Below are 15,239 nucleotides of genomic sequence, written 5' to 3'. Positions count from 1 at the left end.
GCGCCGGGCCCCCCCCCCTAACCCCCAAACCCCGCAATACCCCCCTTTCCCCCCACCCACCACATTCGGGGTTTTTTTCCACCCGTTCCAGGGCGCCCCAAACACGGCATCTCTTGCTTTTTGTTCAGACGGCTGCCATTCCGCGCTCCCCGGTGCGAACGCGTATGACCTCCTCCACGTGGCTCACCCAGATCTTGCCATCCCCCGCATTTCCGGTGTTCGCCGTGGATACCAAGACATCCAGGATGTCGTCGCACAGTGCGTCCTCGACGAGGACCTCCAAGCGAACCTTCGGCAACAGGTCCACGGTATGGTCGGCGCCCCGATAGACCTGCGTGTGTCCGCGCTGGCGGCCGTAGCCGCTGGCCTGGCTGATGGTCATGCCCTGCACCCCATAGGATTCCAGGGCGGAGCGAATCTGGTCGGTCTTTTCCGGGCGGATAATCGCCGTCACGAGTTTCATGCGTTGATCTTCTCCTTGACAGGTTCCGTTAGCTTTCCGGCACCGTGGTTCTTCAGGTGGGATGACGTGGCCGGGTGAGGAACGAAGGTTCCTCCCGTTCCGAGACCGCCGAATTCGTAGCCGGTTTCCGCGTGCTGCATGAGGTCGATGCCGGCGACTTCCTGTTCCTCGGTGACCCTGAAGCCCATGGTCTTGTGGATGGCCAGGCCGATGACGGTGGTCATGATCGCGGTGAATGTCATGACGACCACGCAAGCGACAAGCTGGGCCCACAGTTGGCCGAACCCTCCGCCGTAGAAGAGTCCCCCTCCCACGCCGTCAACCGGGAGCGCGATGAACCCGAGCGCCAAGGTCCCAATGACACCCGAAACCAGGTGGACGCCCACGACGTCCAGCGAGTCGTCGTAGCCCCAGCGGTACTTCAGCCCCACGGCCAGGGCCGACACCACTCCGGCGACGAGTCCAAGGCCGATGGCCGCCACGGGCGAAATGTTTGCGCATGCGGGGGTGATGGCCACCAGGCCGGCAACGATTCCCGATGCCGCACCCAAGGACGTGCTGTGCCCGTCACGGAGACGTTCAACCACTAGCCAGCCCAACAACGCCGCGGCCGGGGCTACCAGGGTGTTGATCCAGATGAGTCCGGCTTCCTCGGCCGTGCTTGCTGCTCCGCCGTTGAAGCCGAACCAGCCGAACCAAAGCAACGCGGCACCGAGCATCACCAGGGGGATGTTGTGGGGGCGCTGGCTCGGATCCTTTCCGAACCCGCGGCGCTTGCCAAGGATCAGGGCGAGAATCAAACCGGCCATGCCGGCGTTGATGTGTACGACAGTGCCGCCGGCGAAGTCGATGGCTTCCCCGACAACCGACCCGATGGCACCGTCCGCGCCAAGGATGCCCCCGCCCCAAATCCAGAAGGCGATGGGTGCATAGACGAGCGTCACCCAGACCGGAACGAAGACCAGCCACGCGCTGAACTTGGCGCGGTCGGCGATGGCACCCGAGATCAGGGCCACTGTAATGATCGCAAAGGTGGCACCGTACCCGGCCGCAATGAAGCCGTCGGTTCCGATCAACGATTCCATGCCGAATCCGTCAGCCGGGTTCCCCAACAGCCCGGCGACACTTGCGCCCCCGCCTGCCATCGAGTTCCCCCAGAGGACCCAAACCACGGCTACCAACGCCACGGCGGAGAAACTCATCATCATCATGTTCAGGACGCTTTTGGCACGGGTCATCCCGCCATAGAAGAATGCCAGTGCAGGTGTCATCAGCAGCACAAGTGCCGCACAAACCATCATCCACACCTGAGTGGTTGTTAGCTCCATGTCCAACGCCTCCCGAGATCGATGGCGAGACCTTCTCGCCTTGATTCAAGGATTCACTTCCGGTGTTTCAGGTTTTCCAGCACCCTGTTTCGCTGCGGTTACGGAAAAACCGTTGACGTAAAAGGCTAGTGTCGGGCGGATTGCGGGGATGTTACGGGGCTGACTCCGGGATCGGTGGATCGGTTGGGTTCCCGGATCACCTTTTCCAGCTTCGTGGCCAGGTACGGCATCAGCGTTCGCACGTATGTCGCGGTCAGGTGCGACCCGTCGATGTACGCAATGACGGAGCCGATGATCGCCGGACAGATGTCCGCCCTGCAAAAAAACTCCGACATATCGACAACCGAGGCACTCCCCTTGGCCAAGCTCCTGACCGCATCGGCCAACGGGTCCATTGAATTCCACGTCTTCGGGGTTCCCGAACAGTCGGCCAGCGGCCTCTTGCTCGAGGCAATGCAATCGGGAACATTCGGCACAGTGTTCCCGGGGAAGGGACTGTCGCGAATCACCACGATCGGGGTACCTCCGACCGTCCATTTTGCAAGGTACGACTCATATCCGACCGTCGCCTTCTCCCACGTTGTCCCGAATTCTTCCCCTTGGACGGGCAAAGACTGGCGGGCCGCGGCGATGATCAAGTCGAATTGTCCGTGTGAGGTGCGGTCAAGAACCCACTTTCCGAAGTCCAGGCAGCCCTCGGCGCTGGCGTCGGAGTCAAAGGCCAACTCGGAATCCGTTGGCGAACAACGCGACGCCAGGAACGTTGAAATCGTCCAGTCCCGCTGCTTGGCGATCTGTTGGAGCGCGGGCAGCCATTGCCCCGCATGGGAATTCCCGACCAGGGCGACCTTCGTCCTGCCGTTCCCGTAAGTACAGACAGGGCGCCTGGCAAACTCTCCTTGGGACCAACATTTGTCGGCGTAGGCATCCGACCTGTCATTCTTGGCTGCGGCCGGCGCCGGAACAAGTGGTCCTTTCCCGCTGTCCACACAATCGTTCACCATGGATGAGGCACCGAAGCACTGGTCTCCCAATTCGTCCTTGGTTTCCAAAACCTGGCTGGCCACTTCGGCAGGTGTCTGCTCACGCTGAGCGGTCGCACCCACCAGGGCACCGCTGATGAGGCCGATCCCCAGGGACCCGACCAGGAGAAACCTGCCGCCGGTCATGATTCTGGAACGATCCAGGTTCCTTCGGAAGTTGTCCTCACCGAGCACCTTCGTCAGCATGGCCATGAACACCGTGGTGACGATGATGCCAAGTTTTTGGGGCCATTGAAGAGGCCCGATGGCGAAGGGCATCAGCACTATCAGCGGCCAGTGCCACAAATAGATCGAGTAGGAGTGGTCCCCCAGGAATCTCGAGGGCTTGCATGCCAGTATCCGAGTGGGTGATGTCCCGGCTTCCGCGTGTGCCCAAATGACTGCGGCAGTGCCCAGCACAGGCAGCAGGGCGGCGGCCCCCGGGAACGGGGTTGTGCTGCCATATGCCACGGCCGCGTAGAGAATCGCGGCCAATCCCGTCCAGCTCAAGGCTGAGGCTGCGTATGAACTTCGAAAGCTTTGGGAAGCTGCGGGGATCAAGGCGAGCATCCCTCCCGCCGCAAACTCCCACCCACGGGTGAACGTCGAAAAATAGGCGATGCCCGGCTCGTTGCCGGTGAGATGGATCGAGTAGGCAAGCGAAAGCAGCAGGACTGCCAAGACGCCAATCCTGGGGATCAGTGCGCGCTTGGCACCCGGCCCGGTCCCGGCGATGAAAAGCCCGCCAATGACCAGCGGCCAAAACAGGTAGAACTGTTCCTCGACGGAAAGCGACCAAAAATGTTGCACGGCCGACGGCGGGTTCTCCGCGGTCAGGTAATCAACGCTTGATGCCGCCAAGCCCCAATTCTCGACATAAAACGCGGCCGCAACAACCTGTCCTCCCCAATCGCGCCATACGGTGTCGGGCGCAAGGAACCTGATCCCGAGCAAGGTCGCCGCCAGCACCAAAAAGGCGGCGGGCAGGAGACGCTTTACCCTTCGCATCCAGAAGGCCCCGACATCGCGCGCCCTGACCGGGGGCTTCCGCACGAGGTGCGCGGTGATGAGGAACCCGGAGATGACGAAGAAGGCATCCACGCCGATGAAACCACCGGAAAGGACTCCCGGCCATAGGTGGTAGACGACAACAAGCACGACGGCCACGGCGCGCAATCCCTGGATGTCGTCTCGAAGAACGGTCTTGGCAACATGTTTCATTGGCAGGAAATCCTTCGGGCTGGCTAGCGGTGGCGGTGGGCTTCACTCCATTCGCATGCGTTCGGGATTCTCCCCATGGTACGCGCCGGACCGTGCGCTAAGAATGCCCCGGCCTCCAAACCATGGGTAGCTTCCGTGCCTTACCTGATGCCCATGCTCCGCGCGGAAAGGACCCTGGCCGGTGCGATGTCCAGACCGGATGGCTTTTGCACGCCAGCGCCTCGCCTGCGAACGCGCCAAGATGCGGCGGCCCGGCCGTTCGGCACCGGCTGGGCCGGGGTGGTGATCACCGTTTGAACAAGGCCGTACATTCCATTGCGATGGCCTTGAACCCTGAACGACACCATTCCGACCATAGGCTCTGCTTGACAGATATATAGGGGTCAAGACCGTCAAGAACAGCGGAAGGGGAAAGTCGACCGTCCAAGGGTCTGCCGCGAACTCGCGCTGGACCGATCTGTCCGTGCTCACGGTGGACCTTGCGTCCCGGAGACCATAGTAGCGCTCCTCCGGGGTCTGGGCTCTGAAGCGACAGCGCTTCGGGCTGATTCCGACGGCTGGGAACCTCGCCAGCACACCGTGAACCACACCAGACCGGTGATCCCTAACAAGGCACCGGAGGCCCCTCCAATCACCGCGATTGCGGCACCGATGGCGAAATGGGAACCTGACGGATTAGAAGCGTATACCGGGCGCAAGCCACTTCGAGAAGCAAGAACATCATCTCCGGGAAGAGAACCTCGGCGTTCAGGCCAGCAGCTTGGGTACCCCGCATGCCCACAACCCGGGCAGGCCGTTGATCCCGCGAAATTCACGGAATCAACGGCCTGTCGGACCCTATTAAGGAAAGAATCGAGGCGAGGTGCCAGTATCGTGGGGGTGCCCGAGAAACTGCCGAGAGAGAAACGAGTGGCGCTCAACCCAAGCCGACGAGGCCTGAGTTATCGGACGAAGTGTTTGCTTGCCGATCATCGGTGTTTGGAGATCGCCCGGCGAGGCAGCCACCCACAAGCCCCAGGACCTCACAAACGTGCTGCGGAGCGCAACCGGTGGCCATAGGGCTCACGGTCCGCCCTGAAGGTTTGTTTCGGAGGCCCAGAAGGTCTGAGTGCGCGGCAACCAATTGGCGGTGCACTCAGACCTTCTATATTCCTCTGACCAAGAAACGTCACGACCGCTAGGTCCCGGGGAAGACCACCGAGATCTTGCCATCCAGCTTCGGTGCCAGGGTACGCGCAAACGTGGCGGTGAGGTGTGAGCCATCGAAGTAAGGAACGACGGATCCAATCACTGCCGGGCATGAGGATTCATCGCAGAAGTACTCGGTCATGTCGATCAGGCTGACGTAGGGAAGTTTTTCCTGCTTTGCCGCTGAGGCCAATGGATCAAGCGAACGCCACGTCTTGGGAGTCCCGGAGCAATCACGCTGGGGATCTGCGCTGGAGGCCAAACAATCCGGGACATTGCTGACGGTATGACCAGGGAACGGCGTATCGCGGATGACCAAAATCGGCGTTTTGGCATCTGCCCAGTCATTCAAGTACCCGGCGTAGCCCTCAATTGCAGCACGCTCAGTGCCCTTCAGGCTGTAGCCCTCAACTGGAAGACTCTGCCTGTTGGACGTGATGATCAGGTCGAACTTGCCGTTGGCTGTCTGCTCCTGCACCCATCGCCCGTATTCCAGACATCCTTCCACCTTTGCCGGCGTATTGAATGCGGTCGGGGCATTGGTGGGTGCACAACTAGAGGCCAAGTATGTGGTGATCGTCCAATCCCGCTCCTGTGCGATATCGACCAATGCAGGCAACCACTGGCCAGCGTGGGAGTTGCCTACCAACGCGACTTTTGTTTGGCCTGTTCCGTAGGTGCATGATGGACGCTCGCTGAAGTCTCCGCCTGCCCAGCATTTATCGGCATAGGCCTGAGACTTGTCATTTTTCGCGGCTGCCGGGGATGGGACCATTGGGTCAACACCGGTGTTCGCGCATTCATTGACCAATGCCAACCCGCCGAAACAGTTGGCCCCCACTTGGTTTTCAACTCGTTGGACCTGGGTCAGAAGTTTGTCACCAGTTGCCTCTTGGTTCTTACCCACGCCGACAAGCAACGTTCCGGACAACCCCAAGACGAGCGTTCCCACCAACAAGAAACGCCCTCCGGTGAGCACTTTGGATGTATCCAGGGTCTTCCTAAAGTTGTCTTCAACGTATTTCTTGGTCAAGACCGAGAGAAGTATTGTTGCGACGATAATCAGTGCCTTGTCGACCAAACCCAAAGTCCCGCTAACGAACGGCAGGAATACCACTAGCGGCCAGTGCCACAGATAAATCGAGTACGAGTGGTCCCCCAAGAAGCGCGACACTGGATGGCTCAGGATGCCGATAGGAGACGGAGTACCGGATGCATTTGCCCAAATAATCGCCGCTGTACCGAACACCGGCAGAGCAGCGGCGTACCCGGGGAAAGCTGTTTCGCCGGTGTAGGTTAATCCTGCGTAGGCAATAGCGGCTATGCCAACCCACGCGATGAGCGCACCCATCGCGTTCTTGCGCAAGCGGTTGCTGGCTGCGGGTAGCAACGCGACAAGCGCGCCAGCTGCCAGTTCCCACGCCCGCGTAAACGTCGAGAAGTAGGCAATCCCCGGCTCATTTTCGGTGCTGATCACCGAGAAGATCAGAGACGATACGACAACAAGGCCAATGCCTGAAGCCACCACCGCGTTTCGGTTCTTTCGGAGAACCACCGCCAGTGCAACGAGACCGGCGATGATTACCGGCCAAAACAGGTAGAACTGCTCTTCCACGGACAGGGACCAGAAGTGTTGAACCGCGGATACTGCGTTGTCCGCCGCCAAGTAGTCCACGCTCGTCGAAGCCAGTCGCCAGTTCTGTACATAGAACGTGGAAGAAACGACCTGTGCCGCCCACTCCCTCCAGACGGTTACCGGAGCAACCAATGGAATGGCGGCCAAAGTCAGCCCAAGGACCAGGAACGAGGCAGGGAGCAGTCGCTTAACGCGACGAATCCAGAACGACACCAGGTCCGACCAGCTCTTAGGCGGCTGCTTCATCAGGTGGGACGTAATGAGAAATCCAGAGATGACAAAGAATACGTCAACGCCGATAAAGCCACCTGTCAGTCTTTGCGGCCACAGGTGATACACCACGACTAGGAATACGGCGATGGCCCGCAAGCCCTGGATGTCGCCACGAAAACGGCGGCGTTTTGGAAGTTCTTGGGGGCCGGACCGCAGCCGTCCGTGCTGGCCATCGGTCCCAGAATTCCTGTCCAAGGTGCTTATTTGGTTGTTATTGCTCATCGGGTATTAGTCCAAAAGGGCATCTACGAATGCCTCGGCATCGAACGGAGCCAAGTCATCCGGGCCCTCGCCCAGACCCACAAGCTTCACCGGGACACCTAGCTGACGCTGGATTGCCACGACGATGCCGCCCTTTGCGGTGCCGTCCAGCTTCGTCAGGACGATGCCCGTGACGTTCACGACCTCGGAGAAGACCCGGGCCTGGTTCAGGCCGTTCTGGCCGGTGGTGGCATCCAGGACCAACAGCACCTCATCCACGGTGGCCTTCTTTTCAATGACCCGCTTGATCTTTCCGAGCTCGTCCATCAGTCCGACCTTGTTCTGCAGGCGGCCGGCGGTGTCGATCATGACGATGTCGACTTCCTGGTCGATGCCAGCGGAAACCGCCTCGAAAGCGACCGATGCGGGATCCGCACCGTCCACGTCGGATTTCACGGTCGGGACGCCCACGCGGTCGCCCCAGGTGGCCAGCTGTTCGGCGGCTGCGGCACGGAAGGTGTCGGCCGCGCCCAGGAGGACGTCTTTGTCCTCGGCAACGAAGACACGGGCCAGCTTGCCGATGGTGGTGGTCTTGCCCACGCCGTTGACGCCGACAACCATGATCACGTTGGGGCGGTCGGCGTGGCGAACGGGAATGAAGCTGCGGTCCATGGAAGGGTCCACCAGCTTGATGAGTTCCTGGCGCAACATGTCGTGGACACGCTGCGGGTCGCGGCTTCCCTCGACCTTGACTCGTTCACGCAGGGCGTCGACAAGCTCGAGGGTCGGTTCCGTGCCCAAATCGGCCAGAAGCAACGTCTCTTCGATCTCGTCCCAGACGTCTTCATCGATCTTGTCCTGGCTCAACAGGGCCAGCAGGCCCTTGCCCAGGGCGTTGTTGGATTTGGCCAAGCGGGCACGCAGTCGTGCAAGACGCCCCTGGACCGGCTCCGGAACCTCCGTCGCGACGACTGCCGTTTCGGCGGCTTCCTCGACGACGACGGCGGCTGGCGCCTCGGTCGTTTCGGAAGGCACCGTGGCAGCGGGGGCTTCCGACGCGGTTTCGGGTGCGGTGAGAGTGGGCGCTGGGTCGTTGGCATCGCGTGGACCGGTGTACGTTCCCTTGGGCGCCTTACGACCGCGTACAAGGAAGAAGGCAGCACCAATACCGATGATGGCGACCACTGCGACTAGGACAATGATCAAAGTTAGTTGTTCAGACACCGTCCTAGCTTCTCACACACTAAACTGGTGGCACCTATGTCTACGAATGCCCCGACGCCCAGTTCCTCGGAATCGACTGATTCAACGTCCCCCGAGCAACGTCCGTCTGTACCCCGTGAAATCCGTGTTCTGATCGCGGCCGCTTTTGTCATTGCTCTGGGATTCGGCCTCATTGCCCCGATCCTCCCCCAATTTGCAACGAGCTTCGATGTCGGTGCCGCGGCTGCCAGCGTCATCGTGAGCATCTTTGCATTCACGCGGCTCGTTTTTGCGCCGGTCAGTGGCAAGCTCACGGACCGGCTGGGGGAACCCGCCGTCTACGTCACGGGCGTGCTGATCGTCGCCGCCTCGACAATCCTGTGTGGCTTTGCCCAGGACTACACACAACTCCTGGTGTTCCGAGGCATGGGCGGCCTTGGTTCAACCATGTTCACGGTCTCGGCCATGGCACTGATCGCCCGCCTGTCCCCCAAGGAAATCCGCGGCCGGATCGCAGGACTCTATTCCGGGGCGTTCCTTCTGGGCAACGTCGCCGGGCCCGTTCTTGGTTCCCTGATGGCGGGCATGGGTTTCAGAATCCCGTTCTTCATCTACGGCGGTTCCCTGGTCGTGGCCGCATCGATCGTTTACTTCTCGCTCTCGCATTCCCGCAATGCGCCGGAGGAGAAGTCGTCGGGAAAACCGCCCGCCATCGAACGCATCCCCCTTTCGGAAGCGTGGGGTGCAGCAACGTTCAAGGCCGCGCTGGTGTCCGGATTCACTAACGGCTGGATGGCATTCGGGGTCCGAATGTCCTTGATTCCCCTTTTCGCCGTCGCGGCATTCGCCACACAGGGGACGCTTATTGCAGGTCTGGCCCTTGCGATCTTCGCCGTGGGAAATGGCGCGGCGCTGTTTGTCGCGGGCAGGTTCACCGACGCGCATGGCCGCCGCCTGCCGATCTTGATCGGGTTGACGGTGGCATCGATTTCCACGGCATCCATCGGGTGGGTGGACAACATCCCGCTGTTCATTGCCTTGTCGATCACCGCCGGCGTCGGCACCGGTCTCATGGGCCCGGCCCAACAGGCGGCCATTGCCGACGTGGTGGGCCAAGGCCGCAACGGCGGCAAGGTGCTGGCAACCTTCCAAATGGCCACGGATTTCGGCTCGATCATCGGCCCCATTTTGGCGGGCCTGGTTGCTGACCAAGCCGGATACGGCTGGGCCTTCACCATTAGCGGCGCCCTTGGACTGATCGGCGTGTTGGCGTGGCTGCCGGTGAAGGAAAACCGCGGACGGCCCGAAAGCACTGGCACTTCGGAACGCTAGGCCTCTGCGTCCGGACGCGGACCGTCGCTGGCGGGCAGCAGGCTTAGGCCCGGTTTGTGCACCGCCCGGGGGGGCAGACTTCATCGATCGCTTTGATGGCTGGGGAAGTTCCGCACGATTGCTTACCAGCCGGCAAAAGCGTTCGACGCCATTTGGCGAATTGCCAATCACTCATTCCTAGATGGGTTGAAGGCTGAGATTTCCGTGCTTCGTGCTGTATGGCGTCAATTTTCCATTTGTGGAAAAGGCGGGGCTCTCTCCGCTCTGCGCACGTCTCGGGCTACCTTCGATCGCCTCTGTTGCAGGCTTCAAAAAGATGTCGATAATTACCGCGCCTTCGGGAATACCCGAAAGCGTTCCATCGAACATTCCATTTCGGGCACACATGGCCACTTCGGCCAGAACCGGCTGGCCGTCCCCTCGATATTTGGCAAATACGGAAACCGAGTCAATGCTGGACGAGAGCAGGGTCCCTGAAATTTTCAGTTCCCCGTTTGCGTAGTGGGCACTTTCGATGGAGACACGTTGCGCCAACTGTTCTTCCACTGCAGTGCTGCAGAGTACGCCTTGCCTATCCTGGTTTCGAATGAATTCCGTCTTACGGTAAAGGATGTCGCTGAGGTTCCTGGCCGCTTCATTCGGAATAAACTCATTCAGAAAATTGGAGTGAGCATCGACCCACTTGTTCTGCACTTTTTCCGAATAGCGATTGAACCGCGGATGGGCATAGATATTCAACCCCTTGTTCGACCACAAAGCGAGCGTCATGGACTGGGCCAGTTCTGCGTCCTTTGCCTCGGCCCGAATGATCTCTGCAATTCTGGAGATTGAAGCGGTATATCCATAGGGATCCAGGCGTTGGCGGCTGAGGTTTGAGCCGTCGGGACGGGCTCGCAAGCTGTAGAGGTCGCGGTCTGCTACGACACCGAGCCTCTTCGCTCGAAGGTAGCAAGCAACCATGAACATGCCATCTTCAAGCCGGACCGGCTCTTCCGGAAAACGAAGCCCGTTTGATTCGATCAATTCACGCGAAATCAACTTCTGCGGGGTCAACGTCTTGATGGCCTGCAACGGAGTGATTGAGGGGTTCGTCTTCGCGTAGAGGCTCCGGTTGACCGCGCGCCCACCGAGACCTGCGACTTTTGGAAAGACCACGTCGATCTTGTGTTTGGAAGCAAACTGCAACATTTGACGCAGGGCCGATGGCGCCAACACATCATCGCTGTCGGCAAAGAAGACATACTGGCCTTGGGCCAAGTCAAGGGCAACATTTCGGGGCTTGCCTGCCCACCCGCTATTTTTCTGGTGTACGACCCGAAAGTTAGGGTAGCGGTTGACATACTCGTCCAGTATTGCGCCGCTGGCGTCGGTGGATCCGTCATTAACCGCAATGACTTCAAACTTCCGACTGCGCAAATCCTGTTCTACAAGGCTATCAAGCAGTTCTCGAAGGTACGCCTCGGTGTTGTAGACCGGGATGATCACACTGACTCGGATGCCTCTGGGTTTCCCCGAACCTGCCGGGACCATGCGCGCCAACGCCCGTTTGCCCCTCGCGATCAGTTTTCTAATTGCCACTCAGCATCCCCAACTTCATTACACGCAGACAAGTGCGCCGGCGCAAAAGGTAGACCAAGTGCCCAGACTAGACGACCGGACCGTGAACAACGTCATAAGCCGCCGTACGTTTGGTCATGTTACCGCATGCCAAGTCAGGCCGGCGAGCGCATGGGACCCTATGGTCGATCACGCTCGACGCGTTGGCTGATCACCTTGGACACGCCGTCGCCTTGCATCGTCACGCCGTACAGCGCATCCGCCACCTGCATGGTTCGCTTCTGGTGGGTGATGACAATCAGCTGGCTCGACTCGCGCAGCTCCTCGAAAATGGTGATCAGCCGGCCCAGATTAGTGTCGTCCAGCGCCGCCTCGACCTCGTCCATGACATAGAACGGCGACGGGCGGGCCTTGAAGATGGCAACCAGTAGGGCGACGGCGGTCAACGAGCGTTCCCCGCCGGACAGCAGGGAGAGCCGCTTGATTTTCTTGCCGGCCGGCCTCGCCTCGATTTCGATTCCGGTGGTCAGCATGTTTTCCGGGTCGGTGAGCACCAGACGCCCCTCGCCGCCAGGGAAGAGCCGCCCGAAGACGCGCTCGAACTGCGCGGCAGTATCCTCGAAGGCTTCGGTGAACACCCGTTCAACCCGTTCATCGACGTCCTTGATGATGTCCTGCAGGTCCTTGCGGCTCTTTTTCAGGTCCTCAAGCTGCGAGGTGAGGAACTTGTGGCGTTCCTCCAGCGCGGCGAATTCCTCAAGCGCCAGGGGATTGACCCTGCCCAAGGCCGCCAAGTCCCTTTCGGCTTGCTTGAGTCGCTTCTCCTGGTCCACCCGGTCAAACGGGATGCCCTCGGGCACCGGAACACCCTGCCCGTCGACTTCTTGGTGCAGGGCCGCCCATTTGTCCCCGGATTCCTCGTTTTGCGGAATCGGCATATGCGGGCCGAAGTTCTCAATCAGGTGATCACTGGTCATTCCCAGTTCTTCGAGGCAGCGGCTGTCAAGGGCTTCGATGCGAAGCTGCTGTTCGGCGCGCGCCATTTCATCCCGGTGCACGGAGTTGGTGAGTTCGGCCAGCTCCAGGGCCACCTTGTCCACCCCTGCACGCACGACGCCGAGCCGTGATTCGATTTCCTCGCGACGGGCTTGCAGTCGTTCGCGTTCCCTGTCCGCGAGTTCCACCGAGACATCGAGGAACGAGACGACGCGGCGGACCTTGTCGCCCACCCCGCGTGCCACGTTTGCCCGGCCCTTGCGGATCGTGGCCCGCTGTTGTGTCTCCAGGCGCGACTTGCGCTCGGTTTCGGCGGTACGCGTCAATGAATCGACCCGCCCCTTCAGCCCGTTGGCGCGTTCCTCGGCACTGCGCAGGGCCAGGCGTGCGTCCAGCTCCTTCTGGCGGCTCTGTGCAGCAGCTGCAGCCAGTTCCTGTCGCTGGTCGTCTTCCGGTTCGTCCTCGTCCGTTCCCTCGTGTGCCATGGCCAGCCGATGGTTGAGCTCGTCCATCCGTTCCTGGTCGACCTCGAGCTTTTCCTGGGCAACGGCGATCTGTTGCTCAAGGCGTTCACGTTCCTCCTGGCTCTGTCGGAGCAACGACCCCAATTGCGCCAGTCGCTCGGCCACCGCGGAAATCCTCGCGTCCGAATCGTGCAGGCGGTGAAGCGCCAGCTCCGCTGCCTCCTCGGCCTCCAGGAGTTTCACCGTCAGTTCGGCGCTTTCAAGCCGCAGGACATCGAGTGCGGCTTCGGCTTCGTGGATGCCTGCTTCGGTTTCCGCGATTGCGGCATGCTGCTCGATCAGCGAGGGCGCCGCGCCGGTCCCGCCGCTGGCGGTACCGAGTGTCAGCACGTCCCCCCCACGCGTCACCGCGCATACGCCCGGGTCGGATTCCAGTAGTTCGTGCGCTTCGGCCAGGTCCGCAACGATCACGGTGTTGGCAAGAAGGTGCTGGAGCGTGCCGGCCAAGGGTTCGGGCGCCGAAACGACGTTCGCCGCAGGCCGGCCAAGCGACGGAGTTTTCCCGTCCCCGGCGAGGAGGCCGAGCCCAGCCGTGACCAGGTGCACGCGGCCGCCCGAGGAATCCCTGAGGTCCCTGAGGATCTCCAGTGAATGGCTGCGTTCGCGGACCGCCAACGCCTCGGCGGCCGGTCCCAGCGCAGCGGAAACAGCAACCTCGAAACCGGCCTCCACGTCCAGGAAATGGGACATGCGCCCCAGCAAGCCGTGGTGCTCCCCCGCCAGGACGTCTTCCGACGCGTCCTTTCGCATGGCCCCCATTTCGAGGGCCTCCAAGCGTCCCTTGAGTGAGCCCAGGCGTGTCACCAGGTCTTGTTCCCGAACCCGCAACGATTCCATGCTTGAGGCCAGGGCTTCGTGCCGGTCGGCCGCATGTTCATATGCGGTGTCCAGGTCTCCCTCGCCGTCTTGGACCGTGGCGGCCTGTTGCTCAAGTGCAGCAAACGTGGTCGCGCTGGTTTCGCGGCGGGTGGACCAACCGCTCAGGGATTCCCTGAGCCGTCCAAGTTCCCCTTCGGTTCCCTCGACGCGGCTTTTGGCGGCGGCGGCCTGCCCAGCCAACCGGGCAAGTCCTTCGCGGCGGTCGGCAAGGGCGCGCAATTGTTGGGTGAGTCGTTGTTGTTCGGCGTTCGCGGCGTCCTCGGCACCGGCCCGGGCTTCGAGTGCATCCTCGAGCAGTTCACGCCGTAGTTCGAGGTTCTCCTCAAGTTCCTCCAGTTCTCCCCTCAGGCGTTCGGCCTGTGCTTCCAGCCGTTCCGGGTCTCGGGCTGGATCAAACGTGGTTGTTTCGGAACCCAACAAACGTGAGCGCTCTGTGGCAATCGCGCCAAGGGACCCGAAACGCTCGCGCATTGAGCTCAATCCAAACCACAGGTCTCGTGCCCTGTTGAGCTCGGGAGTCGCGTGGGCGGCAGCGGCCTCCAACTGGGCCAGGTCGGCCCGCAAGTGCTCCAGGCGGAGGTTTGCATCTTGATGGCGGGCACGTTGCGTTGCCTCATCTGCCAGTTCCTTTTCGAGGGCTCCCCGCAAGGTCACCATGTCATCTGCCATGAGCCTGGATTTCGCGTCGCGGACCTCGAATTGGACGGTTTGCGCCCTCCTGGCGATCTTGGCCTGCTTGCCCAAAGGCGTTAGTTGGCGCCGGAGTTCCGTGGTGAGGTCCTCGAGCCGGTTCAGGTTGCCCTGCATGGCGTCGAGTTTCCGTACCGTCTTCTCCTTGCGGCGCCTGTGCTTCAACACGCCCGCGGCCTCTTCGATGAATCCACGCCGGTCTTCGGGAGTCGCATGCAGGATTCGGTCAAGTTGGCCCTGGCCCACGATGACGTGCATTTCACGTCCGAGCCCGGAATCGGAGAGAAGCTCCTGGATGTCCAGCAGCCGGCACGAGTTGCCGTTGATGGCGTACTCCGAACCACCGGCGCGGAAGAGCGTGCGCGAGATCGTGACTTCGGCATAATCGATGTGCAGTGCACCATCGCTGTTGTCGATGGTCAGGGATACATGGGCACGGCCCAACGGCGCCCTGCCCGAGGTGCCGGCAAAGATCACGTCTTCCATTTTGCCGCCACGCAGGGTCTTGGCTCCCTGCTCCCCCATGACCCAGGCCAGTGCGTCGACTACGTTTGACTTGCCCGAACCGTTGGGCCCGACCACCGCCGTTACGCCCGGTTCGAATTCGAAAGTCGTTGCTGAGGCAAACGACTTGAACCCACGTACTGTGAGTGTTTTCAAATGCACGTGAGGCTGTCCTACGTTCTAGATGGCTAAAGTGGTCGTGGGGATAGTTTCTATACTATC

General features: G+C 61.0%; 8 protein-coding genes. 1 reads left to right on the top strand and 7 read right to left on the bottom strand.

Annotation, left to right across the window (positions count from 1 at the left end):
• Window positions 1-124: 124 nt before the first annotated feature.
• The 5 genes from ACIQLF_RS10350 to ftsY all read right to left on the bottom strand — a co-directional run bounded on the left by ACIQLF_RS10350 (window position 125) and on the right by ftsY (window position 8,556).
• A complete protein-coding gene (locus tag ACIQLF_RS10350; protein WP_400297691.1) occupies window positions 125-463 on the bottom strand; it encodes a P-II family nitrogen regulator in 339 nt (112 codons plus the stop codon).
• Window positions 460-1,791 carry an ammonium transporter gene (locus ACIQLF_RS10345; protein WP_400297688.1) on the bottom strand — a complete coding sequence of 444 codons (1,332 nt, stop codon included), beginning with the start codon at window positions 1,789-1,791 and terminating at the stop codon, window positions 460-462. Before ACIQLF_RS10345 ends, ACIQLF_RS10350 begins: the two co-directional genes overlap by 4 nt.
• Before the next feature lie 125 nt (window positions 1,792-1,916).
• Window positions 1,917-4,034 (bottom strand): acyltransferase family protein, encoded by a 2,118-nt coding sequence (locus ACIQLF_RS10340; RefSeq protein WP_400297686.1) that lies wholly within the window; start codon window positions 4,032-4,034, stop codon window positions 1,917-1,919.
• Window positions 4,035-5,211: 1,177 nt separating this feature from the next.
• Window positions 5,212-7,353: an acyltransferase family protein gene (locus tag ACIQLF_RS10335; protein WP_400297684.1), complete on the bottom strand. Its 2,142-nt coding sequence runs from the start codon at window positions 7,351-7,353 to the stop codon at window positions 5,212-5,214.
• Between the two features lie 6 nt (window positions 7,354-7,359).
• Window positions 7,360-8,556, bottom strand: coding sequence for a signal recognition particle-docking protein FtsY (ftsY, locus tag ACIQLF_RS10330; RefSeq protein WP_400297681.1), 1,197 nt, complete (start codon window positions 8,554-8,556; stop codon window positions 7,360-7,362).
• A 36-nt stretch (window positions 8,557-8,592) separates the two neighbouring features.
• On the opposite strand from ftsY, the gene ACIQLF_RS10325 reads away from it, so the two are divergent.
• Window positions 8,593-9,867 carry an MFS transporter gene (locus ACIQLF_RS10325; protein ID WP_400297679.1) on the top strand — a complete coding sequence of 425 codons (1,275 nt, stop codon included), beginning with the start codon at window positions 8,593-8,595 and terminating at the stop codon, window positions 9,865-9,867.
• A 177-nt stretch (window positions 9,868-10,044) separates the two neighbouring features.
• Here ACIQLF_RS10325 and ACIQLF_RS10320 read toward each other — a convergent pair whose 3' ends face one another.
• Window positions 10,045-11,352 (bottom strand): glycosyltransferase family 2 protein, encoded by a 1,308-nt coding sequence (locus tag ACIQLF_RS10320; protein WP_400297676.1) that lies wholly within the window; start codon window positions 11,350-11,352, stop codon window positions 10,045-10,047.
• Between the two features lie 251 nt (window positions 11,353-11,603).
• Window positions 11,604-15,179, bottom strand: coding sequence for a chromosome segregation protein SMC (gene smc / locus ACIQLF_RS10315; RefSeq protein WP_400297674.1), 3,576 nt, complete (start codon window positions 15,177-15,179; stop codon window positions 11,604-11,606).
• Window positions 15,180-15,239 lie beyond the last annotated feature (60 nt).

Origin of the sequence: Paeniglutamicibacter sp. NPDC091659 (assembly GCF_044756805.1) — a bacterium.
GTDB lineage: Bacteria > Actinomycetota > Actinomycetes > Actinomycetales > Micrococcaceae > Paeniglutamicibacter.
This window is presented reverse-complemented; position numbering and strand designations above follow the sequence as displayed.

Excerpts from the sequence above, each read along its gene's own strand:
- ACIQLF_RS10345 (WP_400297688.1), bottom strand. The coding sequence starts at position 1,791 with ATGGAGCTAACAACCACTCAGGTGTGGATGATGGTTTGTGCGGCACTT.
- ACIQLF_RS10335 (WP_400297684.1), bottom strand. The coding sequence starts at position 7,353 with ATGAGCAATAACAACCAAATAAGCACCTTGGACAGGAATTCTGGGACC.
- ACIQLF_RS10340 (WP_400297686.1), bottom strand. The coding sequence starts at position 4,034 with ATGAAACATGTTGCCAAGACCGTTCTTCGAGACGACATCCAGGGATTG.
- ACIQLF_RS10325 (WP_400297679.1), top strand. The coding sequence starts at position 8,593 with ATGTCTACGAATGCCCCGACGCCCAGTTCCTCGGAATCGACTGATTCA.
- ACIQLF_RS10350 (WP_400297691.1), bottom strand. The coding sequence starts at position 463 with ATGAAACTCGTGACGGCGATTATCCGCCCGGAAAAGACCGACCAGATT.